The 26,309-nt window shown below is 62.5% G+C and carries 25 protein-coding genes; 17 read left to right on the plus strand and 8 right to left on the minus strand.

The genetic code is table 11. The features are described from left to right. Positions 1-64: 64 nt before the first annotated feature. From BBG20_RS14850 to rarD, 3 genes are all read left to right on the plus strand, one after another. On the plus strand, positions 65-1,963 hold the full coding sequence (locus tag BBG20_RS14850; RefSeq protein ID WP_065904704.1) for a PhoX family protein: 1,899 nt from the start codon (positions 65-67) through the stop codon (positions 1,961-1,963). A gap of 311 nt (positions 1,964-2,274) precedes the next feature. Then, on the plus strand, positions 2,275-3,249 hold the full coding sequence (locus BBG20_RS14855; protein ID WP_065904707.1) for a serine/threonine protein kinase: 975 nt from the start codon (positions 2,275-2,277) through the stop codon (positions 3,247-3,249). A 171-nt stretch (positions 3,250-3,420) separates the two neighbouring features. After that, positions 3,421-4,305 (plus strand): EamA family transporter RarD, encoded by an 885-nt coding sequence (gene rarD / locus BBG20_RS14860; protein ID WP_065904709.1) that lies wholly within the window; start codon positions 3,421-3,423, stop codon positions 4,303-4,305. A 222-nt stretch (positions 4,306-4,527) separates the two neighbouring features. Here the strand turns inward: rarD and BBG20_RS14865 are convergent, their stop codons facing one another. Beyond that, positions 4,528-5,040: a glycine cleavage system protein R gene (locus BBG20_RS14865; protein ID WP_065904712.1), complete on the minus strand. Its 513-nt coding sequence runs from the start codon at positions 5,038-5,040 to the stop codon at positions 4,528-4,530. A 365-nt stretch (positions 5,041-5,405) separates the two neighbouring features. Here BBG20_RS14865 and BBG20_RS14870 point away from each other — a divergent pair, with 365 nt between their 5' ends. Then, positions 5,406-7,583, plus strand: a complete 2,178-nt coding sequence (locus BBG20_RS14870; protein WP_065904715.1) for a malate synthase G — start codon at positions 5,406-5,408, stop codon at positions 7,581-7,583. 50 nt (positions 7,584-7,633) lie between these two features. On the opposite strand, the gene BBG20_RS14875 is transcribed toward BBG20_RS14870, so the two are convergent. Both BBG20_RS14875 and BBG20_RS14880 read right to left on the minus strand, forming a co-directional pair. Next, complete coding sequence (locus BBG20_RS14875; RefSeq protein ID WP_065904717.1) at positions 7,634-8,074, minus strand: hypothetical protein; 441 nt, start codon at positions 8,072-8,074, stop codon at positions 7,634-7,636. A gap of 126 nt (positions 8,075-8,200) precedes the next feature. Continuing rightward, entirely contained in the window at positions 8,201-8,647 is a 447-nt protein-coding gene (locus BBG20_RS14880; protein WP_065904718.1) for a response regulator, read from the minus strand. Between the two features lie 245 nt (positions 8,648-8,892). On the opposite strand from BBG20_RS14880, the gene BBG20_RS14885 reads away from it, so the two are divergent. From BBG20_RS14885 to BBG20_RS14920, 8 genes are all read left to right on the plus strand, one after another. Continuing rightward, positions 8,893-10,815: a putative nucleotidyltransferase substrate binding domain-containing protein gene (locus BBG20_RS14885; protein ID WP_065904720.1), complete on the plus strand. Its 1,923-nt coding sequence runs from the start codon at positions 8,893-8,895 to the stop codon at positions 10,813-10,815. Continuing rightward, complete coding sequence (locus BBG20_RS14890) at positions 10,812-11,519, plus strand: 3'-5' exonuclease (RefSeq protein ID WP_065904723.1); 708 nt, start codon at positions 10,812-10,814, stop codon at positions 11,517-11,519. The genes BBG20_RS14885 and BBG20_RS14890 overlap by 4 nt, the downstream gene beginning before the upstream one ends. Positions 11,520-11,619: 100 nt before the next feature. After that, positions 11,620-12,138 (plus strand): RNA polymerase sigma factor, encoded by a 519-nt coding sequence (locus tag BBG20_RS14895; protein WP_065904725.1) that lies wholly within the window; start codon positions 11,620-11,622, stop codon positions 12,136-12,138. Continuing rightward, positions 12,135-13,103, plus strand: a complete 969-nt coding sequence (locus tag BBG20_RS14900) for a FecR domain-containing protein (RefSeq protein ID WP_065904726.1) — start codon at positions 12,135-12,137, stop codon at positions 13,101-13,103. Before BBG20_RS14895 ends, BBG20_RS14900 begins: the two co-directional genes overlap by 4 nt. Positions 13,104-13,337: 234 nt before the next feature. Next, on the plus strand, positions 13,338-15,770 hold the full coding sequence (locus tag BBG20_RS14905) for a TonB-dependent siderophore receptor (protein ID WP_065904728.1): 2,433 nt from the start codon (positions 13,338-13,340) through the stop codon (positions 15,768-15,770). 62 nt (positions 15,771-15,832) lie between these two features. Next, a complete protein-coding gene (locus BBG20_RS14910) occupies positions 15,833-16,936 on the plus strand; it encodes a PepSY-associated TM helix domain-containing protein (RefSeq protein WP_065904730.1) in 1,104 nt (367 codons plus the stop codon). Then, positions 16,933-17,130, plus strand: a complete 198-nt coding sequence (locus BBG20_RS33185) for a hypothetical protein (protein WP_065904732.1) — start codon at positions 16,933-16,935, stop codon at positions 17,128-17,130. Before BBG20_RS14910 ends, BBG20_RS33185 begins: the two co-directional genes overlap by 4 nt. Before the next feature lie 79 nt (positions 17,131-17,209). Further along, the gene (locus BBG20_RS14920; protein ID WP_065904739.1) at positions 17,210-17,839 is read left to right on the plus strand and encodes a glutathione S-transferase family protein; all 630 of its coding nucleotides are present in this window, start codon (positions 17,210-17,212) and stop codon (positions 17,837-17,839) included. A 257-nt stretch (positions 17,840-18,096) separates the two neighbouring features. Here BBG20_RS14920 and creD read toward each other — a convergent pair whose 3' ends face one another. Genes creD through rloA2 form a run of 4 tightly spaced genes read right to left on the minus strand, consistent with a single transcriptional unit; the run spans position 18,097 to position 22,138 of the window. Then, positions 18,097-19,470 carry a cell envelope integrity protein CreD gene (creD, locus tag BBG20_RS14925; protein ID WP_065904740.1) on the minus strand — a complete coding sequence of 458 codons (1,374 nt, stop codon included), beginning with the start codon at positions 19,468-19,470 and terminating at the stop codon, positions 18,097-18,099. Between the two features lie 51 nt (positions 19,471-19,521). Beyond that, positions 19,522-20,961 (minus strand): two-component system sensor histidine kinase CreC, encoded by a 1,440-nt coding sequence (gene creC / locus BBG20_RS14930; protein ID WP_065904741.1) that lies wholly within the window; start codon positions 20,959-20,961, stop codon positions 19,522-19,524. Beyond that, positions 20,961-21,629, minus strand: a complete 669-nt coding sequence (gene creB, locus BBG20_RS14935; RefSeq protein ID WP_065904742.1) for a two-component system response regulator CreB — start codon at positions 21,627-21,629, stop codon at positions 20,961-20,963. The genes creC and creB overlap by 1 nt, the downstream gene beginning before the upstream one ends. 8 nt (positions 21,630-21,637) lie before the next feature. After that, the gene (gene rloA2, locus BBG20_RS14940; RefSeq protein ID WP_065904748.1) at positions 21,638-22,138 is read right to left on the minus strand and encodes a retropepsin-like aspartic peptidase RloA2; all 501 of its coding nucleotides are present in this window, start codon (positions 22,136-22,138) and stop codon (positions 21,638-21,640) included. A gap of 173 nt (positions 22,139-22,311) precedes the next feature. Here rloA2 and BBG20_RS14945 point away from each other — a divergent pair, with 173 nt between their 5' ends. Beyond that, on the plus strand, positions 22,312-23,199 hold the full coding sequence (locus BBG20_RS14945; protein ID WP_065904750.1) for an acyltransferase: 888 nt from the start codon (positions 22,312-22,314) through the stop codon (positions 23,197-23,199). Here BBG20_RS14945 and BBG20_RS14950 read toward each other — a convergent pair. Further along, entirely contained in the window at positions 23,196-23,768 is a 573-nt protein-coding gene (locus BBG20_RS14950; RefSeq protein WP_065904752.1) for a DUF2780 domain-containing protein, read from the minus strand. The genes BBG20_RS14945 and BBG20_RS14950 overlap by 4 nt on opposite strands. Before the next feature lie 127 nt (positions 23,769-23,895). Here BBG20_RS14950 and BBG20_RS14955 point away from each other — a divergent pair, with 127 nt between their 5' ends. From BBG20_RS14955 to BBG20_RS14970, 4 genes are all read left to right on the plus strand, one after another. Further along, entirely contained in the window at positions 23,896-24,540 is a 645-nt protein-coding gene (locus BBG20_RS14955; RefSeq protein WP_065904754.1) for a sigma-70 family RNA polymerase sigma factor, read from the plus strand. Next, on the plus strand, positions 24,537-25,214 hold the full coding sequence (locus BBG20_RS14960; protein ID WP_065904756.1) for an anti-sigma factor: 678 nt from the start codon (positions 24,537-24,539) through the stop codon (positions 25,212-25,214). The genes BBG20_RS14955 and BBG20_RS14960 overlap by 4 nt, the downstream gene beginning before the upstream one ends. A gap of 76 nt (positions 25,215-25,290) precedes the next feature. After that, on the plus strand, positions 25,291-25,749 hold the full coding sequence (locus tag BBG20_RS14965) for an anti-sigma factor (RefSeq protein WP_065904758.1): 459 nt from the start codon (positions 25,291-25,293) through the stop codon (positions 25,747-25,749). Between the two features lie 139 nt (positions 25,750-25,888). Next, a complete protein-coding gene (locus BBG20_RS14970; protein ID WP_065904760.1) occupies positions 25,889-26,293 on the plus strand; it encodes a DUF3757 domain-containing protein in 405 nt (134 codons plus the stop codon). Positions 26,294-26,309 lie beyond the last annotated feature (16 nt).

Raw genomic sequence — 26,309 nt, forward strand, 5'->3', positions numbered from 1 at the left:
AAACTGCAACAATTTCGTCACGCCCGCTCCTTAAGGTGTCTGCAAAAACCGCAGGGAGCCTGAGATGAGCCTATTAGAAGAAAACCAAGCCACCGACCTCGAGCAGATGGTCGGCCTTACCCGCCGCCGCTTTATCGGCGCCGGCGCCCTGTGCGGTGCCGCGATGTTCCTCGGCGGCAACCTGCTGAGCCGCAGCGCATTGGCCGTCAACGCCGCCACAGCCAGCCCGTTGCTGGGCTTTACCAGCATCGCCGCCGCCACCAGCGACGCCATCACCCTGCCGCCCGGCTACAGCGCCTCGGTGCTGATCAGCTGGGGCCAGCCACTGCACAAGAACGCGCCGGCGTTCGACCCGTCCGGCAACGGCACCGCCAAGGCCCAGGAGCAGCAGTTCGGGGACAACAACGACGGCATGAGCCTGTTCGCTTTCCCCGGCGACGATAACCGCGCGCTGATGGCGATCAACAACGAATACACCAACTATCGCTACCTCTTCGCCCACGGCGGTGCGCCGCAGTCGGCTGAAGACGTGCACAAGGCCCAGGCAAGCGAAGGCGTGTCGGTGATCGAAGTGCAGCGCAAAGGTGACAGCTGGCAGTTCGTCCAGGACTCGCGCTACAACCGCCGCATCCACGGCAACTCGCCGATCCGCGTAGGGGGTCCCGCTGCCGGCCACGCCTGGCTGAAAACCACTGCCGACAAGTCCGGCAAGCAGGTGCTGGGCACCTTTCAGAACTGCGCCAACGGCAAGACGCCGTGGGGCACTTACCTGACGTGCGAGGAGAACTTCACCGACTGCTTCGGCAGCAGTAACCCCCAGCAAAGCTTCGACGCCGGGCAGAAACGCTACGGCGTGGTGGCCGCCAGCAAAGACATCAACTGGCACCTGCATGACCCGCGCTTCGACATCGCCAAAAACCCCAACGAGCTCAACCGCCACGGCTGGGTGGTGGAGATCGACCCGTTCGACCCGCACTCCACGCCGGTCAAGCGTACCGCCCTGGGCCGCTTCAAACACGAGAACGCCGCCCTCGCCGAAACCCGCGACGGCCGCGCTGTGGTGTACATGGGCGATGATGAACGCGGTGAGTTCATCTACAAATTCGTCAGCCGCGACAAGATCAACCACAAGAATCCGAAGGCCAACAAAGACCTGCTCGACCACGGCACCTTGTACGTGGCGATCTTCGATGCAGGCGACGGCGATGCCGACCACCCCAAGGGCAAGGGCCAATGGGTCGAGCTGACCCACGGCAAAAACGGCATCGATGCCAGCAGCGGTTTTGCCAGCCAGGCTGAAGTGCTGATCCACGCCCGCCTGGCCGCCAGCGTGGTGAAAGCCACGCGCATGGACCGCCCGGAATGGATCGTGGTCAGCCCCACCGACGGCCAGGTCTATTGCACCCTGACCAACAACGCCAAGCGTGGCGAAGACGGCCAGCCGGTGGGCGGCCCCAACCCGCGTGAAAAGAACGTCTACGGCCAGATCCTGCGCTGGAAGGCGGATGCCGATAACCACGGTGCCGTCACGTTCAGCTGGGACCTGTTTGTGGTCGCCGGCAACCCCGGTGTGCATGCCGGCGCGCCGAAGGGCGGCTCGTCGAATATCAACCCGCAGAACATGTTCAACAGCCCCGACGGGCTGGGGTTCGACAAAGCCGGACGCCTGTGGATCCTCACCGACGGCGACTACAGCAACGCGGGCGACTTCGCCGGCATGGGCAATAACCAGATGCTGTGCGCAGACCCGAGCACCGGTGAGATTCGCCGCTTCATGGTCGGACCGGTGGCCTGTGAGGTGACGGGGATCAGCTTTTCGCCGGATCAGAAGACCCTGTTTGTGGGGATTCAGCACCCGGGCGAAACGGGCGGTTCGACGTGGCCGGAGCATCTGCCCAACGGCAAGCCGCGCTCGTCGGTGATGGCGATTCGGCGGGATGATGGTGGCGTCGTGGGCGCCTGATAGGCCGTCTTCGCGGGCAAGCCCGCTCCCACAGGTGAATGCATTCCAGCCTGGGGACGTGGGCGGATGCTAATTGCATCTGCGGGGTTGGTGGTGCCTGAGAGGTCGTCTTCGCGGGCAAGCCCGCTCCCACAAGTGGACGCATTCCAACCTGGGACATGGGCGGATTGGACGCCAGTTCATGCTGGAACTGGGTCAACTGTGGGAGCGGGCTTGCCCGCGAAGGCGTCCGCACAGCCACCACCTATCTCTGCCCGTGTGCGTTACCATACCCGGCCGGACGCGGCGCTCTGCTGCGCGCAGGAGTTCGCATGGCCCATCCGTTTGAAACACTCACCCCCGACCTGGTGCTCGACGCCGTCGAAAGCATCGGTTTCCTCAGCGATGCGCGCGTTCTCGCGCTCAACAGCTACGAAAACCGTGTCTACCAGGTGGGCATCGAAGACGCCGAACCGCTGATCGCCAAGTTCTACCGCCCCCAGCGCTGGACCAACGAAGCGATCCTCGAAGAACACCGCTTCACCTTTGAACTGGCCGAGTGCGAAGTCCCGGTGGTTGCGCCGCTGATCCACAATGGCGAAAGCCTGTTCGAACACGCAGGTTTCCGCTTCACCCTGTTTCCTCGCCGTGGCGGCCGCGCGCCGGAGCCGGGCAATCTCGACCAACTCTATCGCCTCGGGCAATTGCTCGGCCGCTTGCACGCGGTGGGGGCCACGCGCCCGTTCGAACACCGCGAAGCCTTGGGCGTGAAGAACTTCGGCCACGACTCCCTCACCACCCTGCTGGAAGGCAACTTCATCCCCAAGAGCCTGTTGCCAGCCTATGAATCGGTGGCCCGCGACCTGCTCAAGCGGGTGGAAGAGGTGTACAAGGCCACCCCGCACAAGAACATCCGTATGCACGGCGATTGCCACCCCGGCAACATGATGTGTCGCGACGAGATGTTCCATATCGTCGACCTCGATGACTGCCGCATGGGCCCCGCCGTGCAGGACCTGTGGATGATGCTCGCCGGCGACCGCCAGGAATGCCTGGGGCAGCTGTCAGAACTGATGGACGGTTACCAGGAATTCCACGACTTCGACCCGCGTGAACTCGCGCTGATCGAACCGCTGCGCGCCTTGCGCCTGATGCACTACAGCGCCTGGCTGGCACGGCGCTGGGATGACCCGGCGTTTCCCCACAGCTTCCCGTGGTTCGGCAGTGAACGGTACTGGGGCGATCAGGTGCTGGCGTTGCGCGAACAGCTCTCGGCGCTCAACGAAGAACCGCTGAAACTGTTCTGACCGAAATGCCCCTGTGGGAGCTGGCTTGCCTGCGATGGCGTCACCTCGGCGTGCCTGATACACCGAGTTGCCTGCATCGCAAGCAAGCCAGCTCCACAGAAAAGCCAGTCCCACTGTCTGACAAAAATCCTTACAATCGCGCTTTGTTAGCTGCCTAAGCAAGGATTCTGCATGCACGCCGCCAACCCTCGCAAAGGGTACATTTTGGGCCTGAGCGCCTATGTCATCTGGGGTCTGTTCCCGCTCTACTTCAAAGCCATCGCCAGCGTACCCGCCGCCGAAATCATCGTGCACCGGGTGCTGTGGTCGGCGCTGTTCGGTGGCGTGCTGCTGATGGTGTGGAAACACCCCGGCTGGTTCCGCGAACTGCGGGACAACCCCAAGCGCCTGGCGATCCTGGCCCTCAGCGGTTCGTTGATTGCGGGTAACTGGTTGACCTATGTGTGGTCGGTGAACAGCGGGCGCATGCTCGAAGCGAGCCTGGGTTACTACATCAACCCGTTGGTGAATGTGCTGCTGGGCATGCTGATCCTCGGCGAACGCCTGCGCCGCCTGCAGTGGGTCGCCGTAGGCCTGGCAGCGGTGGGTGTAGCACAGCAGGTGTGGCAGGTGGGCAGCTTGCCGTGGGTGTCGCTGGTGCTGGCACTGACTTTCGGGTTCTACGGCCTGATCCGCAAGCAGGCACCCGTCAAGGCGTTGCCGGGGCTGGTGGTTGAGACCTGGATGCTGGTGCCGATTGCGGTGGCGTGGCTGCTGTTCAATCCGTCGGCGCACAGTGCGCAGCTGGAATTCTGGAGCACATCCGAGGCCTGGTGGCTGGTGGCCGCAGGCCCGGTCACGTTGATCCCGCTGGTGTGCTTCAACGCCGCTGCGCGGCATTTGCCCTACACCGCATTGGGCTTCCTGCAGTACGTAGCGCCGACGCTGGTGCTGCTGGAAGCCGTGCTGCTGTTCGGCGAACATCTGGCGCAAAGCACGCTGATCGCCTTCGCCTTTATCTGGGCCGGCCTGGTGGTCTACAGCCTGGACGCCTGGATGAGCGTGCGCAAACGCTGATCAAATAACGTACAAACCCCTGCAGGCCACGAATGGCGTGGCTTGCAGACATCCACCCCAAGGTTATCCACAACCTGATCCCCGCCATTTGTGCACAAGCCCTTGAAACTGCTCGTTTTTTGCTCAGCTCGCGAAGACGCACGCAGTGCGTGGCCTGGGGCCAGGTCTCTACAGGTTATCCACAGGCCCATGCAAGATTTCCATGCATAACCTTGTGCGTGGTTATTCCTCGTTGCGCAGTTCCACCATCAGGTCATCCGCCAGGGTTTCCAAGGATTCCTGCAACGCCTCCAGGGACACGTTCGACGGCACCTGCAGCAGGGCCTCGGCGCTGAACAGCAGGTCACCGCTCATCGGCGCCGGGCGTACATCGGTGCTCAAGCGCTCAAGGTTGACCCCCTGCTTGCTCAGCAGCGCCGTGATCTCGCGCACGATGCCCGAACGGTCATTGCCCACCAGCGTCATCAGGATCGGTTTGGACGCCGACGCCTGCCCGCTGCTGCCCTCGCCCACCAGCACCCGAATGCCGTGGGTGGACAAGTCCTCCAGCGCGGCCACCAGGGCCTGACGGCTTTCCGCCGGCACACTGACGCGCAGGATCCCGGCAAACTGCCCAGCCATGTGCGCCATGCGGCTTTCCAGCCAGTTGCCGCCGTGCGCCGCGATGTTCTGCGCGATGCGTTCCACCAGGCCGGGTTTGTCGGCGGCGATAATAGTGAGTACAAGATGGTCCATGGCGAATTCCTCAGATGTTGTTGTTTTCTGCAGGAGCCGGCTTTCCGGCGACAGCGGCCTGATCATCGCCGCAAGGCTCAAGGGCCTCATCGCTGGCAAGGACTCAGCGTCCCTCCAGCTCTTACAAGGTGGACGCAGGCGTGGCTGAAAACAAATCGTGTACCATTTTTAGATTTATCTGGAACAATCTCATAGTTTTTTGAGAACATCCCGTTCTCCGCTGTGACCGTACGACCAAAGTGGGTCGCTAAACGACGTATTTAGTCTAATTTTCACAACCGCAAGTCATCATGTAGTATGCCCAACCGTGCACTACATAATGAAAATCTGAAACAGCGCATAAGCTCCGCAGAGTGAGGCAAGCAATGACTGAACACGTTCAAGTCGGTGGCCTGCAGGTCGCCAAAGTCCTGTTCGACTTCGTGAACAACGAAGCCATTCCCGGCACCGGCATCACTGCCGACCAGTTCTGGGCCGGCGCCGACAAGGTCATCCATGACCTGGCACCGAAGAACAAAGCCCTACTCGCCAAACGCGATGATTTCCAGGCGCGGATCGACACCTGGCACCAGACTCACGCCGGCCAGGCCCATGACCCGGTGGCCTACAAAGCCTTCCTGCAAGATATCGGATACCTGCTGCCAGAAGCCGCAGATTTCCAGGCAACGACCCAAAACGTCGATGACGAAATTGCCCGCATGGCCGGCCCCCAGCTGGTCGTGCCCGTGATGAATGCCCGCTTCGCCCTCAACGCCTCGAATGCGCGCTGGGGTTCGCTGTACGACGCGCTGTATGGCACCGACGCCATCAGCGAAGCCGACGGCGCCGAGAAGGGCAAGGGCTACAACAAGGTGCGTGGTGACAAGGTCATCGCCTTTGCCCGCGCTTTCCTCGACGAAGCCGCGCCGCTGACGGCCGGCAGTCACATCGACTCCACCGGCTACAAGATCGTCGACGGCAAGCTGATCGTCAGCCTCAAGGGCGGCAGCAACAGCGGCCTGCGCGACGACGCCCAGTTGATCGGTTTCCAGGGCCCCGCGGCCGAGCCGATCGCAATCCTGCTCAAGCACAACGGCCTGCACTTCGAAATCCAGATCGACGCCAGCACCCCGGTCGGCCAGACCGACGCCGCCGGCGTCAAAGACGTGCTGATGGAAGCCGCGCTGACCACCATCATGGACTGCGAAGACTCCGTCGCCGCCGTCGATGCCGATGACAAAGTGGTGATCTACCGCAACTGGCTCGGCCTGATGAAAGGCGACCTGGCCGAAGAAGTGGCCAAGAGCGGCAAGACCTTCACCCGTACCATGAACGCCGACCGTGTCTACACCGGCGTGGATGGCCAGGACGTGACCCTGCATGGCCGTTCGCTGCTGTTCGTGCGCAACGTTGGCCACTTGATGACCATCGACGCGATCCTCGACAAACACGGCAACGAAGTCCCGGAAGGCATCCTCGACGGCCTGCTCACCAGCCTGGCGGCGATCCACAGCCTCAACGGCACCAGCAGCCGCAAGAACAGCCGCACCGGTTCGGTGTACATCGTCAAACCGAAGATGCATGGCCCCGAAGAAGCTGCGTTCACCAACGAGCTGTTCGGCCGCATCGAAGACGTGCTGAACCTGCCGCGCAACACCCTGAAAGTCGGGATCATGGACGAGGAGCGCCGTACCACGGTCAACCTCAAGGCCTGTATCAAGGCCGCCAGCGAGCGCGTGGTGTTTATCAACACCGGCTTCCTCGACCGTACCGGTGACGAAATCCACACCTCCATGGAAGCCGGCGCAATGGTGCGCAAGGCGGCGATGAAGGCGGAAAAATGGATCGGCGCCTACGAAAACTGGAACGTCGATATCGGCCTGAGCACTGGCTTGCAGGGCCGTGCGCAGATCGGCAAAGGCATGTGGGCGATGCCCGACCTGATGGCCGCGATGCTCGAACAGAAGATCGCGCACCCGCTGGCCGGTGCCAACACTGCCTGGGTACCCTCGCCGACCGCCGCGGCGCTGCACGCGTTGCACTATCACAAGGTCGACGTGTTCGCCCGCCAGGCCGAACTGGCCAAGCGCGAGCGCGCCTCGGTGGACGATATCCTCACTATCCCGCTGGCGCAGAATACCGACTGGTCCGAGGAAGAGATCCGCAACGAACTGGACAACAATGCCCAGGGCATCCTCGGCTATGTCGTGCGCTGGATCGACCAGGGTGTGGGCTGCTCGAAAGTGCCGGACATCAACGACGTCGGCCTGATGGAAGACCGCGCCACCCTGCGCATCTCCAGCCAACACATCGCCAACTGGCTGCGCCACGGCATCGTCAATGAAGCCCAGGTGCTGGAAAGCCTCAAGCGCATGGCGCCGGTGGTGGACCGTCAGAATGCCGGGGATGCGCTGTACCGTCCGCTGGCGCCGGATTTCGATAGCAACATTGCCTTCCAGGCCGCGGTGGAGTTGGTGATTGAAGGGACCAAGCAGCCGAATGGGTATACCGAGCCGGTGTTGCATCGTCGGCGTCGGGAGTTCAAGGCCAAGCATGGGCGTTGAGTAAACGCTGAAACGAAAAAAGCCCTGTTCGTGAGAACAGGGCTTTTTTCTTAGTGTGAAGACTTTTGAAAAACAAAAGTGGCCTCACCCGTGCCGCTGATAGTAACTTCTTGTCCCTGATGCTCAAACTTCAAATTGACGTAGTTAATATGATTTATGTACGTATCCGGAAGACCCGCAGACTCGGAAAAAACATAAAACGCCCCCGATATAGGCATTATAAAATAAACACCGTTTTCGTCTCTATAATCGATATTTCCTCGATGCTTCTCTATATCTCGAGGAAAGCCGAACTCGTACCGTTCGTCCCGCGGAAACAGCGTATTCCCATACTCCGCTGTCAATGAACCAGCGCCATCCGTGATGACCGAAAAACTTCTCAAGCTTGCTTGTACATTGGAAGAATCAAAAAAGCGGGGCCTTTCATCCCTGATAACTAGAATTCTTGCGTTATTGCTAGCCACTTGATTTTTAGGCTGTTGAGTAGACATAACTAGCTCCTTTGGCGGGATAGGATCCTGATTGAAGACCGGACCCTCCCGTGCAGTAAACTCGCTGACCACTTATTTGCCTACTGTGAGAATTGACAGTTCAAATAAAAAAAAGATAAACGGTACCTACTGCGCCATCCCCAATTCCCGCTTGACCATCTTCGCCAGCTTCACGCTATCAATCGGCTTGAGCAAGAAGTCCACCACGCTCAAATGCATTGCATCGATCACATCCGGGGCTTCGGCGTCTCCCGACATAATGATGATCGGCAACGCCGCACGGGTGGAACTGCGCACCTGGCGAATCAGTTCCAGGCCATTGCTGGGGGCCATGCGCAGGTCAGTGATGAGCAAACCGATGGAGCTGCTGGAGCTCAACAATTCCCACGCTGTCTTGCCGCTGTCGGCCGTCATGCAGCGAATACCGTCCAGGCCCAGGATCTCCGCCAGCAGTTCACGCGCATCCTTGTCGTCGTCAACAATCAACACGCGTTGTGGCGGTAAATCAGGCTCCAGCATCACGGCGCTCAGCGCCTCGCGCTCGGCATCACTCAAAATATCGTGGTCGGACATACAGTTCTCAGCAGTTCTCATCAATCTCCCAGCACACTCGTCAGACATCTGCGGAAGGGCGTTCAATGTGCACTTCGTCGGAAAGTTTGCCTAGTGGGCGTTCTACGGGGTTTGGACGATAGTCATGTAAGGTTTTTCCTTAGTTTTACGCCGTTTTCATCGACCTAGACTTACGTCCAATGGGCACCTGCCGCGCAGGAGTCGACCATGCAGGACGATAACGACAAAAAAATTGCGGTCATGTTATGAGTAAAGCTGATGCCTTCGCCCAAGCGGGGAAAACTGCTGTATTGCAGAACATCCACGGCACCCTGCAGTTCCTGCAACGCTTCCCACCGTTCAACCAGATGGAGCACGCACACCTGGCGTTCCTGGTGGAGCAGTGTCAATTACGCTTCTTCGGCCCCGGCGAGAGCATCCTCAAACCGTCGGGCGGGCCGGTGGAGCACTTTTACATCGTCAAGCAAGGCCGCGTGGTGGGTGAGCGGCCGGACTCGAAGCAAGCCACCTTCGAAATCACCGCCGGCGAGTGTTTCCCCCTCGCCGCGCTGTTGGGCGAGCGGGCCACACGGACCGAGCACAAGGCCGCCGAAGACACCTTTTGCCTGCAACTGAACAAGCCGGCCTTTATCAAGCTGTTCGCCCTTTCCAGCCCGTTTCGCGACTTTGCCCTGCGCGGCGTCAGCAGCCTGCTGGACCAGGTCAACCAGCAGGTGCAGCAAAAAGCCGTGGAAACCCTCGGCACCCAATATTCCCTGAACACCCGCCTGGGCGAGTTGGCCATGCGCCACCCGGTCACCTGCAGCCCGCAAACACCGCTGCGTGAGGCGGTGACGCTGATGCACGAGCAACAAGTCGGCAGCATTGTGATCGTCGATGAACACAAGGCGCCGCTGGGGATTTTCACCCTGCGCGATTTGCGCCAGGTGGTGGCCGATGGCACCAGCGATTTCAGCCAGGGCATCGACGCCCATATGACCCAGGCGCCGTTCTTCCTGACCCCGGACCACAGCGCGTTCGACGCTGCCATCGCCATGACCGAACGGCATATCGCCCACGTGTGCCTGGTGAAGGAAAAGCGCCTGTGTGGCGTGGTGTCCGAGCGCGACCTGTTTTCCCTGCAGCGGGTCGACCTGGTGCACCTGGCACGCACCATCCGCAACGCGCCCCGGGTGGAGAACCTGGTGGCGATTCGCGGCGAGATCGGCCAGTTGGTCGAGCGCATGCTGGCCCACGGCGCGTCGTCGACGCAGATCACCCACATCATTACGCTGCTCAACGATCACACCGTGTGCCGGGTGATCGAGCTGACCCTGGCGGAAAAAGGCGACCCAGGCGTGCCCTTCAGTTGGCTGTGTTTTGGCAGCGAAGGCCGCCGCGAGCAGACGCTCTTCACCGACCAGGACAACGGCATCCTGTTCGACGCCAAGGACGCCGTCGAGGCGGCAACCCTGCGTGGGCGCCTGCTGCCCCTGGCGCAGCAGATCAACCAGAGCCTGGCGCTGTGCGGCTTCAGCCTGTGCAAGGGCAATATCATGGCCGGCAACCCCGAGCTGTGCCTGTCACGGGCCGAATGGGCGCGGCGCTTCGGCGCGTTTATTCGCGAGGCGACGCCGGAGAACCTGCTGGGTTCGAGCATCTATTTCGACCTGCGCGTGGTGTGGGGTGATGAGCGCGGCTGCGAACAACTGCGCCAGGGCATTCTCGATCAGGTCGCGGATAACCGGCTGTTCCAGCGCATGCTGGCGGAAAACGCCTTGCGCCAGCGCCCACCTGTAGGACGTTTCCGTGATTTTGTGCTGTCGCGCAAAGGTGCGGAAAAAGCCACCCTCGACCTCAAGGTCCAGGGCTTGACGCCCTTCGTCGACGGCGCGCGATTGCTCGCCCTGGCCAATGGCATCCACGCCAATAACACCCTGGAGCGCCTGCGCCAGCTGGTGGTCAAGGAGGTGATCGAGCCGCTCGACGGCGCCGCCTACGAAGAGGCCTATCACTTCATCCAGCAAACCCGCATGCAGCAGCATCAGTTGCAGACCCGGGAGAACCAGCCGTACTCCAACCGCGTCGACCCTGACAGCCTCAACCACCTGGACCGCCGCATCCTGCGTGAGTCCCTGCGCCAGGCCCAGCGCCTGCAAAGCAGCCTGACCCTGCGGTACCAGCTGTGAGCCTGTTCGGCTGGCTGCGCGCGGCTAAACCCGGGCTCGATGCCGCGCAGCAACAACGCCTGGCGCAATTGCCCAAGCCTGCGGCCCTGGGCGACGGTCCGCTGCGCAGTCAGCGCTGGGTGGTGGTGGACCTGGAAACCAGCGGCCTGAACCTCAATCGCGACCAGGTGCTGTCGATCGGTGCAGTGGTCATCGAGGACGGCGCGGTGGATTTCTCCCAGCTGTTCGAGCGCACCTTGCACCGCGCCGACACCAAGCTCAGCCCCAGCGTGCTGATCCACGGCCTGGGCCCGAGTGCAATTGCCGCGGGCAGTGATCCGGTGGAAGCGCTGCTGGATTTCATGGCGTTTGTCGGCGACAGCCCGCTGCTCGCGTTCCACGCGCCATTCGATCAGCACATGCTGTGCCGGGCGCTCAAGGACAGCCTGGGCTATCGCCTGGCCCACACGTTTCTGGATGTGGCCGACATCGCCCCACTGCTGTGCCCCGAAGCGCACATCCGTGAAGCCGGGCTGGATGACTGGATCCATCACTTCAACCTGCAGGTGGGCGAACGCCATCATGCCAGCGCCGACGCCCTGGCCACGGCGGAGCTGATGCTCATCCTGTTGAGCCGTGCGCGCCAGCAGCAGATCGACACGCCCCAGGCGCTGCAAGCGCGTTTGAGCCAATGGAAACGGCGTAAACAGGCGCCATCGTTTTAATGTCATCTCCCGACAGACGCCAATTGCGCCCACCCCACGCCTCTGACACAATCGCGAATAATTCTCGTTAGTTTAAACCTCTTGTTTATTCGGTGATGCCTTGTCGTCGGTCCAGAACCCACACAGTGAGCTTGTTGGCGCGTTGTATCGCGACCATCGTGGCTGGCTGTTGGCCTGGCTGCGGCGCAATGTGGCCTGCCCGAGCCGCGCCGAGGACCTGAGCCAGGACACCTTCATGCGCCTGCTCGGCCGTGACGAGTTGCGCGCACCCCGCGAGCCGCGTGCCTTCCTGGTGGCAATCGCCAAAGGGTTGTTGTTCGACTACTTCCGTCGCGCAGCGCTGGAACAGGCGTACCTCAGCGAATTGATGCTGATCCCGGAAAGCGAACACCCGTCGCCCGAAGAACAGCAGTTGATCCTCGAAGACCTCAAGGCCATCGACCGCCTGCTCGGCAAGCTGTCGAGCAAGGCCCGCGCGGCCTTCCTCTACAACCGCCTGGATGGCCTGGGCCACGCGGAAATCGCCCAGCGCCTCGGCGTCTCCGTGCCGCGCGTGCGCCAATACCTGGCCCAGGGCATTCGCCAGTGCTACATCGCCCTGTATGGCGAGCCGCTGTGAGCGTGATCAGTTCCAAGCCCGTGTCGGCCCGCGTGTTGGATGCAGCAATCGCCTGGCAACTGTCGCTGGATTCCGGCGACGGCAGCGCGGTGGAGCGCGAGGAATTCGACAAATGGCTGGCCAGCGATGAAGAGCACGCCCGCGCCTGGCGCCAACTGGGCATGCTCGACCAGCGCTTCAGCGTGGCCTCGGGCCCGGCGCGAGTGGCGTTGCTGCAGTCGCGCGAGGGCATTCGCCAACGCGTGCGCAAACTCGGCAGCGGCCTGGCGAGCATTGCGCTGGTGTGCGGCCTGGCGCTGTTCGCCGGCGAACGCTACGTGCCGATCCACTATTGGCTGGCCGACCAACGCACGGCCACCGGTGAACAACGCACGCTGAAACTGGCGGACGGCACGCTGATTAACCTCAATACCCACAGCGCCATTGACGTGCGTTTCGATGACAAGCGCCGGCTGATTGTGCTGCAGGAAGGCGAAATCCTCGTCGAAACCGGCCACAACGATGCGCGCCCGTTCTACGTGCAAACCCGCGACGGCAACCTGCGGGCGCTGGGCACGCGGTTTATCGTCAAGCGCGAAGACCACGCCACGCGCCTGAGCGTGCTGCAGTCGGCAGTGGGCGCCCAGCCCGAGGCATTGCCGCAGGAACAGATCTTCAAGGAAGGCCAGCAAGTGCTGATGCGCAGTGACGGCCTTGGCCCTGCGCTGGCCGTCACCCCCGCTACCGATGCGTGGACGCGCGGCATGCTGGTGGTCGAAAACGCCCGTCTCGGCGATGTGGTGGCCGAGCTTGGCCGCTACCGCACCGGCCATTTGGGTGTGGATAAAAGCGTGGCGGACCTGCGCATCACCGGCAGCTTCCCGTTGCATGACACCGACCTGGCCCTCAACGCGCTGCTGCCGACCCTGCCGGTGCAGATCCAGCAGCACACGCCGTGGTGGGTGACGGTGACCGCCAAGCCTTAGCTCAGGCGGGGCCTGGGCCATGGCTATCGCGGGCAAGTCGAATCGTCGCACCGCCCCTCCCACAGGTTGATGTGCGAATACCTCAAATGTGGGAGGGGCGGTGCGACGATTCGACTTGCCCCCGATGAGGCCCTCAAACCCACCACAAAAAATATTTTAATGCTGCCCTATCACTTTTCGATTCTCGCTCGGCACATAGGCAATTGCGAATTACTTCCATTCAGGAGCCGCCCTATGTCCCGCACGCTAGACACCTTGTTGCGCCCCAGCCTGTTAGCCGTGGCGATTGCCCTCTGCACGCCGCTGGCGAGCACCGCGCTGATCGCCGCCGAGCAGTCCGCCAGCGTGCGCGCCTACAACCTGCCGGCTGCGCCGCTGTCCAGCACCCTGAACCAGATCGCCAGCCAGGCCGGCCTGGCCTTGACCCTCAACCCGGCGTTGGCATCGGGCAAGACCTCGGCGCCGGTCCAGGGCCAGTTCGATGCCCCGGGCGCGCTGCGTGAGGCACTGCGTGGCACCGGGCTGCAGCTGGAGCAAAGCAGTGCGGGGACTTATTCCCTGGTGGCGATCCCGGAAGGCGTGATGGCGCTGCCGGTCACCAACATTACCGGGCAAGAGGGCAACCAGGAAAGCGCCTGGGGCCCGGTGCAAGGCTACCTGGCCACACGCACCGCCGCCGGCACCAAGACCGACACCGCCCTGGTGGAAGCGCCGCGCTCGATCTCCGTGGCGACCCGCGAGCAGATGCAGGACCGCAACGTGCAGAACCTGGATGACGCGGTCAAATACATGCCCGGCATCGTGTCCGCCAGCTACGGCAGCGACACCCGTTATGACTGGATGCGCGTGCGCGGCTTCGAACCCACCCAGTTCCTCGACGGCCTGCCACTGCCGCGCGGCGTGTATGCCAACCCCAAAGCCGAGACCTGGAACCTCGACCGCATCGCCCTGCTGCGCGGCCCGGCCTCGTCGGTGTATGGCCAGACCCCGCCAGGCGGCCTGCTGGACATGGTCAGCCGCCGTCCGAGCGCCGAATCGAGCAATGCCATCCAGGTGCAATACGGCAGTGACAACTACCGCCAGATCAACTTCGCCAGCACCGGCAAGATCGACGATGAAGGCCAGTTCCTCTATGGCGTCAGCGGCGTGGTGCGCGATGCCGGCACCCAGGTCGACCACATCGACAACAAGCGCTACAACATCGCGCCGAGCCTGACCTGGAACATCGACACCGACACCAAGCTGACCCTGCTGTCGCAGTTCACGCGTGACGATACTGGCACCACCAGTCAATTTCTGCCGATCCAAGGCACCAAGATCAAGCTCCCCCAAGGCGAGGTCTCCCACCACAAGAACCTCGGCGACCCCGACTATGAGTTCTACGACCGCACCTACTACGCCCTGGGTTATGCGTTCGAGCATCGCTTCAACGATACCTGGCAGTTCAAGCAAAACCTGCGCTATACCAAGTCTGAGCTGTCGTTCCAGCAACTGACGGTCGGTTCCTATATCTACTCCCCGGCTGACGCCAACGGCAATATCAGCCGCTCGAGCACCAACGTTGACGAGGACATCGGCCAGTTCGCAGTGGATAACAATTTCCAGGCTGACTTCGCCACGGGCGACATCACCCACACGGTACTGCTGGGCCTGGACCACCAGCGCACCGACACCTCCTTCCGGACGATCTACGGCACGGCGTCGAACATCAATATTTTCAACCCGATCAACACCGTGCCCACCCTGCGCCCGACGGACGTCACGCCGTACTACGACTACAACCAGAAAACCATCCAGACCGGCCTCTACGCACAAGACCAGATGGCCCTCGACAACTGGCGCCTGACCCTGGGTGGGCGTGAGGACTGGGTGCATCAGGGCACCACTTACTTCAACAAGCTGGACGCGACCAACACTGACCGCAGCAAGAACTTCAGCGGCAACGCGGCGCTCAGCTATGTGTTCGATTCGGGCTTCGTGCCCTACCTGTCGTACGCCGAGTCGTTCCAACCGGCGAGCAACGCCAGCGTCGACCCCGTCAAGTCGTACAAGCCCACCGAAGGCAAGCAATGGGAACTGGGGATCAAGTACCAGCCACCTGGCTCCAATACGCTGCTGAGTGCGGCGGTCTACGACTTGACCCAGAAAAACGTGCTGGTGACCCGGATCGGCTCGGGTAACCAATCGATCACCGACCAGGCCGGCGAAGTGAAGGTCAAGGGCCTGGAACTGGAAGCGGTGTCCGACGTGACCGAAAACCTCAAGGTCATCGCCGCCTACACCCTGTCCAAGTCCGAAGTGCAAACCGGTATCTACAAAGGCAACCGCCTGCAACTGATCCCCAACCAGCAAGCCTCGCTGTGGACCGACTACACCTGGCACACCGGTGTACTCGATGGCTTCGGCATCGGCTTCGGCGCGCGCTACACGGGCAACACTTATGGCGACCAAGGCAACACATGGCTCGGCAAGGCCAACGCCTACACCGTGTTCGACGGCGCGGTTCACTACGACCTCGGCCGCCTGGACAACAGCCTCAAAGGCGCCTCGGTGAAACTCAACGCCACCAACCTGTTCAACAAGGACTACATTTCCACCTGCGATGGCTCCTACTGCTACTTCGGCGACCAACGCAGCGTCGTCGCCAGTGCCACCTACCAGTGGTAATCGACTGAGTTAACCATCAGGCCGTCCTCCGGGGCGGCTTTGGTGCGCCTGAAGGCTGGAAAATGAAAAGTAAAACCATCCGCCGCTGGTCCTTTATCCACACCTGGACCAGCCTGGTCTGCACGGTGTTCCTGCTGCTGCTCGCCCTGACCGGGCTGCCGCTGGTGTTCCACCACGAGATCGATCACCTGCTGGGCAACGAGCCAGAACTGGCGCAGATGCCCGCCGATACGCCGCAGCTCAACCTTGAACAGCTGGTGGCCAAAGCGCAGGCCCATCGCCCTGGCGAAGCCATGCAATACCTGGCGTGGGACGAGGACGACAAGAACGGCGTGATCGCAATCATGGCTGCGACGGCCGGCACCGAACCCAACTCGTCGCACACTTTCATGCTTGATGCGCGCACCGGCGACGCTGTCGAAATGCCCTCCGCGAATGGCGGGCTGACCCTGTTCCTGCTGCGCCTGCATGTGGATATGTTCGCCGGCCTGCCGGGCAAGTTATTGCTGGCGTTCATGGGCATTCTGTTTGTGCTGGCCATCGTGTCGGGCACGGTGCTGTACCTGCCTTTCATGCGCCGCTTGAAGTTCGCCACCGTGCGCCAGGACAAATCCACCCGCCTGCGCTGGCTCGACCTGCACAACCTGATCGGCGTGGTCACCCTGACCTGGGCGCTGGTGGTGGGCGTCACCGGCGTGATCAGCGCCTGTGCCGACCTGATCATCGCAGCCTGGCGCCAGGACAGCCTCAGCGCCATGATCGAGCCGTACAAACATGCCCCGCCGCTGACCCAGCGCGCGCCCGCCACCGAGCTGCTGAGCATTGCCGCCCAGGCCGCGCCCGGTATGCAGCCGGACTTCATTGCCTTCCCCGGCACGCGCTTTTCCAGCGAGCACCACTACGCGGTGTTCATGAAGGGCAGCACGCACCTGACCTCCCACCTGCTGACGCCGGTGCTGATCGACGCCAGCACCCTGGCCGTCACCGCCATCGCCGAACGGCCTTGGTACATGGACGCCATGGGCATGTCCCAGCCCCTGCACTTTGGCGATTACGGCGGCATGCCGATGAAAGTCCTCTGGGCGGTACTGGATGTGCTGACCATCATCGTGCTGATCAGCGGGATTTACCTGTGGATCGTCAGGCGCAAGGCGGGCAAGGCATGAAGCCACGGCAGTCGAATTTCTGGAAAGTGTTTGGCATTCCGCTGGGGATTGGCCTGCTCAGCGCCGCCGGGTTGTTTGCGGCGTTGCTGGGGGATGGGTGGTGGGATTCGCTCAGTTGGGTGGGGCTTGGGATACCTGCGGTGATCGGAGTATGGGCCCTCCTGCGGAAGCCGGCTTGCCGGCAAAAACCCTGAGAGTAGCGCGTCAAATCTGATGCACTGCGCTATCGTAAGCGTCCTTCGCGAGCCCGCTCGCCCCTCCAGAGGAATGCCCATGTCTGTGCCCAGCATGACCTTGTTCCACAACCCCGCTTCACCGTTTGTTCGCAAAGTTCGCGTGCTGCTGATCGAGACCGGCCAGCAGGACCGCGTGGCGCTGCACGGCTGCATGCCGACGCCGGTCAACCCGGATGCGCAGGTGATGCAAGGCAACCCCGTGGGCAAGATCCCGGCCCTGCGCCTGGCTGACGGCAGCGTGCTGCATGACAGCCGGGTGATCCTCGATTACTTCGACCACCAGCATGTCGGCAACCCGCTGATCCCCCGCGACGGCTCGGCCCGCTGGCGGCGCCTGACCCTGGCCTCGATGGCTGACGGCATCATGGATGCGGCCGTACTGGTACGTTACGAGTCGGCCCTGCGTCCGGCGGAAAAGCACTGGGCACCGTGGCTCGACGAGCAACGCAACAAGATCCGCCGCACCCTCGCCGAGCTGGAACAGGACGCCATCGCCGAGCTGACCAGCCACTTCGACATCGCCTCGATCAGCGTGGCCTGCGCCCTCGCCTACCTCGACTTCCGCCACCCCGATATGCACTGGCGCGCGGCCAACCCACAGCTGGCCGCCTGGTACGCCGAGGTCAGCCAGCGACCTTCGATGCTGGAGACCCAGCCGCCGGTATAGCCCTGTTGCCACCTGCCCCTGTGGCGAGCGGGCTTGCCCCGCGTTGGGCTGCGAAGCAGCCCCATCAGGCCACCGCGTTTTATCCGATGAAACTCATCTCAGGTTTTGGGGCTGCTGCGCAGCCCAACGCGGGGCAAGCCCGCTCACCACAGAAAACCCGCTCACGACAGGAGGCTCGCCCGCCACAACCACGGGGAACAGCCGGTTGATCCTCGCCACCAGCTGCACCTTCACTCGCTGATCCTCACGCAAGCCGATCATTGCACGTCCTCCAGGTCGAACTGCAACGGCTCGGCGACCTTGCGCTTGCCCACGCTGTACCAATCCAATTTGCGCGTCAGCACCATCACCGTCCCCAGCAGGCCAAACAGCAACAGCGAGCCCATCAGCAGCGCGTAATCCTCGGCACTCAACAACCCGTACAACAAGCCATACAACGCCGCCAATCCAGCGGAAAAGCCCAGGCCATGGGCGACGCTGCGCAGCACGTGGCACACATAAAATCCGATCAGCAACACACAGGCACTCGCCGAGATCAGGTAGGCCAGCGCAAAGCCCAGGTGCTCGGACAACGACAACAGCAGCAGGTAGAAAAACGCCAGCGCAAAGCCCACCAACGCATATTGGACCGGGTGCACCGCCAGGTTCTTGAGCACTTCGAAGAGGAAGAAACCGGCAAAGGTCAGGGCAATGAACAGCAGCGCGTATTTGATCGCGCGGTCGCTCTTGAGGTACTGGTCCACCGGATCGATGAAGTTCACGCCAAAGCTGCGGTTGTTGAAGTCGTTGCAGCCCTGGCTGTCCAGGCAGGTCTGCAGGGCCTGCTCAAGGTTGGTGGAGAAGAACGAAGTCTGCCAACTGGCGCTGAAGCCTTGATCGGTGACTTCGCGCTGGGTCGGCAGGAAGTTGCCGATGAAGCTGGGGTGCGGCCAGTTGGAGGCGAGCGAGACCTGGCTGGTCTTGCCCACGGGCACCACTCGCAGTTGTTCGGTGCCTTGCAGGCGCAGGTCGAAAGCGAAGTCCACCACGGCCGGTTTTTTACTGTCCTGTTCGGGCAATGCCACGTGCACGCCCTCTCCCAGCCAGTCCACTTGGGAGCCCGGCGAGAACTCCAGGCGCTGGCTGCCCAGCTCGAGTTTCAGCGCGTTTTCGATGCCACGAATATCACTGATGCCCACCGCCAGGAATGCCGGTTCGAAGCGGTAATCGGCAAAGTCTTCGGTGATCCCCAACTGCGCAGGCAGCTCGAAACGCCCGCTGATGCGGGTGTCGGCATGGAACAGCCGCGCCTGGTAGATGCCCCGGGCACGCAGTTCGGTTTGCACCTTGCCGTCGAGCTCGAAACGGTCCGGCAGGAAATACAGGCGACCGCGCTCCTCACGGGTGACCTCGTAGCGTTTGTTGAGCTTTTCATTGAGTTTCCACTCGCGCACGGTCTTGCGATACGGCACCACCATCACCGGTCCGGTGAGGCGCTGGGCATAGCTGGAGCTGCGCGCGATGTCCATCAGGACGCCGTCGCGCAGTTGCTGGCGATCGCCGATAATGCCGTTGATCATCAGCAACGGAATCAGCAACAGCAGGATCAGCAGCGCAATCGCGCCAAGTTTGAAAAGCAGGCTGCGGTTCATGGGTCTCTCCCTGTTTTGATGGGCAGAGCATGAGCCGCGCGTGTGGGGGATTTATGTGGGCAATGTGGAGACTGTGTGGAGATGCAGCACCACCTGCACGCCACCCGGCACATTGCCGATCTGCAACGCGCCGCCGTGCAGCTTCATCACTTCCTCGACAAAGTTGAGGCCCAGGCCAGTGCTTTTGCGCCCGCTGGCCGGGCGTGGCAAGGAGTAGAATCGCTCGCTCAGGCGCGGCAAGGCGTAGTCGGGAATCGGCGCGGCCTGGTTGAACAGGCTGACCTGCACCGCGTGGTGCTGTGTCTGCGCACTGAACCTCAAGGTGCCGCCGGACGGGGTGAAGTCCAGGGCATTCTCGAGCAGATTGCCCAGGGCCTGGCGAAGCAGAAAAGGTTCGCCGAACACCTTCACGTCGGCGCCGATCGTTTGTTCGATGTGCAGGCCGGCGCCTTCGATACGCGCGCATTGGGCCAAGAGAACCTCATCGACCAAGCCGGCCAATGGCAGGCTGACCTGTTCTTCCAGGCCCTGGCGTTGCTCCACTTGCGCCAGGTTCAGCAGGCGCTCGATCAACTGCTGCAGGCGCGCGCTCTCGCTGTCGATATTGCCGACGAAACGCTGCTGTTGCTCGCGGCTCATATCGCCCTGCAACAGCTCCGCCGCGCCGCGAATCGCGGCCAATGGGCTTTTCAATTCATGGGTCAGGGTGTGCACGTAATGCTCGACGTAGGCCTTGCCCTCCAGCTGCGTGCGCATATGCTCCACGGCGGTGGACAGCTGCTTGAGCTCGCCGCCGCGGTAGTGCGGCAACTCGGCACGCCGGCCTTCGCTGACCGCCTGCGCATAGGCCGTCAACCGGTGCAGGGCTCTGCTCAGCCACCATGACAACACCGCCCCCAGCAACAGGCCGAGCACCACCAGCCCGGCGCCGTACCAGAGCAGCCGCCGCTCGGTGCGATCGACATACGGCTGCAGCGAGCTGTTGGGCTTGGCCACCGTGACCACGCCGATGATCTGGCCGTTATCGCGGATCGGCGCGCCCACGTGCATCACCGATGAGGCCGGGTCATCCAGTTCGCTGCGGGTGGAACGCGCGCCGTATTCGCCGCGCAGGGTCAGGTACACGTCGTTCCATTTCGAGTAGTCCTGGCCCACCGCTTCGCCGCTGGAATCGAGCAGCACGGTGCCCTTGGCATCGGTCACGTAAATACGGTGGTTGACCTGGTTTTTCGGCAGGCCCCAGATGGTCGCGCCCGGCTGGCGATTGCCGTAGGCCTTGAGCAGCTGCGGCCAGTGGCTCTGGCCGAGGGTGTGGTTTTTCACGTCATCGCGCAGGATCTCGGCCAACAGGTTGGCGGTGTCCACCAGGGTTTCTTCGGTGGACTGGCGCACGCCGGGGCGGATTTCCTTCATCACCGTGCTAAGCACGAAGTAGCCGGTCAGGCCGATGAACAGCGCATACACCAGGAAAATCCGCAGCCCCAGGCGCATCAGCTGTTGCCCGGGCTGTAGCTGTAGCCGAGGCCGCGATGGGTCTGGATCGGCTCGGCATCCGCGGCAATGCCACGCAATTTGCTGCGCAGGCTCTTGATGTGGCTGTCGATATTGCGCTCGTAGCCGGCATCCGCCGCCACGCCCACCGCGTCCAGCAACTGCTCGCGGCTGAACACCCGCTCGGGTTGCTCCAGCAGGCTCTGCAGCAGACGGAACTCATGGCGCGTGAGGCTCAGGGGCTGGCCGCGATAACTGATCTGCATGCGCTCCAGGTCAACCTGGAACACGGCGGGAGCCACGCCAGGGCCGACCCTCTTGAGGATCGCCCGCACCCGCGCCGCCACTTCCCGCGGGCTGAACGGCTTGACCACATAATCGTCAGCGCCGATCTCCAGGCCCACCACCCGGTCGATCTCGCCATCGCGCGCACTCAGGAACATCACCGGCACTTCGCTGAAACGCCGCAATTGCTTGCAGGTCTCAAAGCCGGTGATATCCGGCAGGCCGATGTCGAGGATGATCAGGTCAGCCGGTGTTTGCCGTTGATAGGCCAGCGCTTCCTGGCCAAGGCTCAGCCAGGTGGTGGTGAAGCCCTCACCTTGCAGGGCAAAGATCAGCGTGTCGGCTATCGCCGCTTCGTCTTCGACAATCAGGATGTGCGGCATGGGTTCGATCAGCAGTCCGGTTTGTCAGCGGTATAGCGACGGGCCGGGTTCACCGCTGCGCCAAACTCGCGCAGGGCCTTGGCGCCGATCAGCAACGGGTAGTTGAAGCTGCTGCGGTCGGTCAGGTTGACCTCGACGGTGCGCTTGACGTCGCCCAGGCACATTTCGAGGTCGATCACCGGACGCTTGGCCACGCTGGCCTCGTCCTTGTCGTCGTCTTCGTCGGCGCGGCTCTTGATCTTGCTGATGCGCGACACTTTGTGTTCGTAGACTTTGTTGCTGGCGTCCTTGCCGCCGAGGCGGAAGCGCACCCAATCGTCGCCGTCACGGGTGAAGGTCTCGATGTCACGGGCCGACAGCGAAGCGGTCAGCGCGCCGGTGTCCATCTTGGCCTTGAAGGTTTCGCCGATCTCCGGCAACTGGATGTATTCGTAGCGACCGTAAAGGGTCGGCTCGGCAGCCATGACGGGCAGGGCAACCAGGGCGAGCGAGGCAAGGAGCAGTTTCACGAAGTGGTTTCCTCGGAAAGAAGTAGGCGGATTCTAGACCGCAAAGGGGGCACTTAGTTAGCTGATCCGAGCATAACCGGCACATTGTGAAACATTCGTCCGGTGATTTGAGATTTGGCCTGCAGACCAAGCTCTCTTATCATGACCCGCCCACACGATCCCAAGAGTTGCTTATGCGCCGCCTGCTCACCGGCTGTTTCGTTACCCTGCTGCTGTTGCTCAACACCCTGGTGCTGTTCGGGCCGTTGATGGTGTTTGCCCTGCTCAAGCTGGTGGCTCCCGGACGTTTTCGCGACTACGCATCCTGGGCAGTAATGTGGATCGCCGAGACCTGGGCCGAGATCGACAAGCTTATTTTCTCGTGGTGCATCCCGACCCGCTGGGACATTCGCGGCGGCGGCGACCTGCGCGGCGACACCAGCTACCTGGTGATCAGCAACCACCAATCGTGGGTGGATATCCCCGCGCTGATCCAGGCCCTCAACCGGCGCACACCGTTCTTCAAATTCTTCCTGAAAAAAGAGCTGATCTGGGTGCCCTTCCTCGGCCTGGCCTGGTGGGCGCTGGATTACCCGTTCATGAAGCGCTACACCAAGGCTTTCCTGGCCAAGCACCCCGAGTTGGCCGGCCAGGACCTGAAGATCACCAAAGAGGCCTGCGAGCTGTTCAAGCGCCAGCCGGTGACGGTGGTCAATTACCTGGAAGGCACGCGGTTCACCCCGGCCAAGCGCAAGCAGCAGGACTCGCCGTTCGAGCGTCTGCTCAAACCCAAGGCGGGTGGCGTGGCGTTTGTATTGGCGGCGATGGGGGAACAACTGGACGCCGTGCTCGACGTTACGGTCGTCTATCCCCAGGAGAAGATCCCGGGCTTCTGGGACTTGATCTGCGGCTCGGTGCCGACGGTGATCATCGATATCCAGACCCGCGAGCTGGATCCGGCGTTGTGGCAGGGCGATTACGAAAACGATCCGGTGTTTCGCCAGACCGTCCAGAACTGGGTGAACCAGCTCTGGCTGGAGAAAGACGCGCGCATCGCCCAACTGCGCGCGGAAAACCCTTAACTGCCGGTGCCCCACGCCTGGGCCAGTTTGCCCAACACGGAGCTGCTGGCGCCCTGGCCGCCAAGGTACTGCAGAATCACCGGGGCAAACTGGCCGACCATGCCGCTGTCCATGCCCAGGGCGCTGAACGCAGTGTTCAGGTCATTGGTGTTTTTCACATTGCCCAGCAGGCCATCCAGGCCGCTGGTCTTGCTGCCGCCGGTCTGGCCGAGCATCCCGCTCAAGGCCCCGAGGCTGCCCAACGCGTTGTTGCCCGACAGCTGATCCAGACCCGGCACGCTCTTGCCCAGTTGCGAGTAGTCGGTGCTGCTCAGTTGGTTCTTGGCCAGGCCGAGCATCGCGCCGGTGCCGCCGACCGCTTGCTCGGGGGTGACATTCAATTGCGAGGTCAATGCGCTCAGCAGGCCGGCCGTCTCGGACGACGGCGCGGCGGCAGCGGCTTTGTTGTTGCCCCCCTGCATGCCGGAAATGGCATTGGCCGCGTCGCCAAGGCTGAACCCTGCGGCGAACACCGGGCCGGCCGCCAGGGTCATCAGGCAGGAAAGGGCGAAACCGCGTGAAATCTTCATCGAAACAACCTCTGGATATAGGTGCGAAAGCAGGCGTTTGACTGGGTAGCCCGGGGGATTGTTCCCAGTGCATCCAATCCCCCGCCTGCTGCGTATAACCACCACACACCTGTTGAGGACGACGCCGGTGAATGGAACGCACGCGCAACCTGGACTACCCTCTGCCTGCCACCGCTTGCACGTGCAGTCCCACCGCCCTGTCGCCAGGGCCTGGAGAAGCCCTATTTCCACTTCCGACGCTGACCCGCTGCGGCCCCTGCTGGCCCAATGCGCCCTGGGCAACCGCCAGGCGTTCGAAACCCTCTACCGTACGGTTTCACCGCGGCTGCACGGCGTTGCCTTGCGTTTCATGGGCCGCCCGGACCTGGCTGAAGAGGTGCTGCAGGAAGCCTTCGTGCGTATCTGGTACAACGCCTCGCGCTACGAGGCCCACCTGGCGGCGCCGATGACCTGGATGATAAACATCACCCGCAACCTGGCCATCGACCAACTGCGCAAACGCCGTGAACAACCGTTGGCAGATGGCCAACAGGACGCCCTGCTCGATGACAGCCCCAGCACCTTCGAACAGCTCGACAGCGAGCGCGAGGCGCGCGCGCTGAACCGCTGCCTCGACACGCTCGACGGCATGCAGCGCCAATCGATCACCGTGGCTTACTTCCAGGGCCTGTCGTGCTCGGAATTGGCCGACCATCTGGCCGCGCCGCTGGGTTCGGTCAAGTCCTGGATTCGTCGCGGCATGGAACGCCTGCGCAGGTGCCTTGAATCATGAACTACCAGACCACTCCCCTGCGCCGCGCCCTGGCGGGCGACTACGCCATCGGCCTGATGCCCGCTACCGCCCGCCGCCGTTTTGAGGCGCTGCTGCTCGACGACGCCGCATTGCGCGTGGAACTCGGCCATTGGCAGGCGGCCCTGGCCAGCCTGACCGGGACCCTGCCCGAACGGCCGGTGCCCGATCACGTGTGGGAAGGCATCCAGGCGCGGATCGAGCCGCAGGTCCTGCACCTGCCGGCGAAGAAACCGTTGTGGCTGAACCTGCGGCTATGGGCGGCCGCCTTCGGGATTGTCATCGCGGTGCTGGTGGGCGTGCTGTACCAGCGCGATCTGGGCGTGGAATACAACGCCACACTCGTCGCTGCCAACCAGCAACCGGCGCTGCAGATCAAGGCGTTTGCCGATCACCTGCAAGTGGAGCCGCTGGCGTTGGCCGCGCTTGAGCCGACGCGCGACCTGGAATTGTGGGCCATCCAGCCCGGTGGCAAACCGATCTCGCTGGGCCTGGTGCCGACGGCAGGCAGGGGCCGGATTCAGCTGAGCCCGGCACAGCAAGCCTTGCTTGCCGCACCGCTGACCCTGGCCGTGAGCCTGGAGCCGCGCGGCGGTTCGCCCACCGGGCAGCCGACCGGACCGGTGCTGTATCAGGGCCAATTGGCATCACTTTGAGCGCCAACCGGTTCAGGAACCCATCGCGTAAACCAGGGTCCATGACAGGACTGAAAGCCCTGTCAGGACCCTCTTCATGAGCGCGACACGCCCCACCATCATCGAGCCCAAACCCCCTTTCTGGAGCCGTCCGCGCCTGTTCATCGGTGTCTGCGTGGCCGTGATCGCCGGCCTCGGCGGCGCGTTCTACACCCAGGACAACGTCAAGTCCGCCGCCACCCTGGTGACCACCACCCAGCAGCCGGCGGCGCAGGTCATGGCGCACAAGGATTACCTCGAAGTCGAACCGATCGCCACGACAGCGCCCGAGCCCGATCGCAGCCTGGAACTGTGGGCCATGCCCGAAGGGGGCAAACCGGTCTCCTTGGGGCTATTGCCGGAAGACGGCAAAGGCATCATCGGTCTCAACCCGCGCCAGCAGGCAAGCATCCGCCAGCCGGTGGCGTTACTGGTGAGTTCGGAGACCAAGGGCGGCTCGTTGAGCAAACAGCCGACAGGGCCGACGGTGTATCAGGGCGCGCTGGCAGTGCGGTGAGTTGGCCTTTTGCGTGTCTCGCGATAAAAGCCCATCGATTAATCGCGACCTGTTCTAGAAAACTGTTATTTCTCACAGTAGCCGACGACGCAAAACCACCCGCAGCATAAAGCTTCCCGCGCGCCACAGGAGGTGGGCCATGAACAGCGCAATGTCTGCAGGTGTGTTCTTCACTATCGCACTGATGAACCCTGCCCACGCGGCGGCAACTTCCACCTGCCCGCCGATCCAGGACATCAAGCAAACGGCAATGGCCAACGGCGGTTACCGCTACGAAACCTCACAGCCTGACGGGCTCACCTGGACAGGCGAAAACCCGCAGGCGGCGGTGTCGGACCTGACTGACTCGACCTTCCACGATGCCCGTTACGACATGAACAGCAAGGCCGTCATCTGCACCTACAAAGGCCCCATGAACAACGAAGCCAGCGTTTCGGTAACGGCACCTGTCGTTGATTGGAACCTTACGCCCACCAGAGGCGAGTGGAGAGGCACCTATTGCGAAGCCTTGGACCGTTCCAGGTGTGAATTTACGCACCACTGAAAAGGGCGACTTGAAG

This window comes from Pseudomonas aylmerensis, assembly GCF_001702265.1.
In the GTDB taxonomy this organism is placed as follows: domain Bacteria; phylum Pseudomonadota; class Gammaproteobacteria; order Pseudomonadales; family Pseudomonadaceae; genus Aquipseudomonas; species Aquipseudomonas aylmerensis.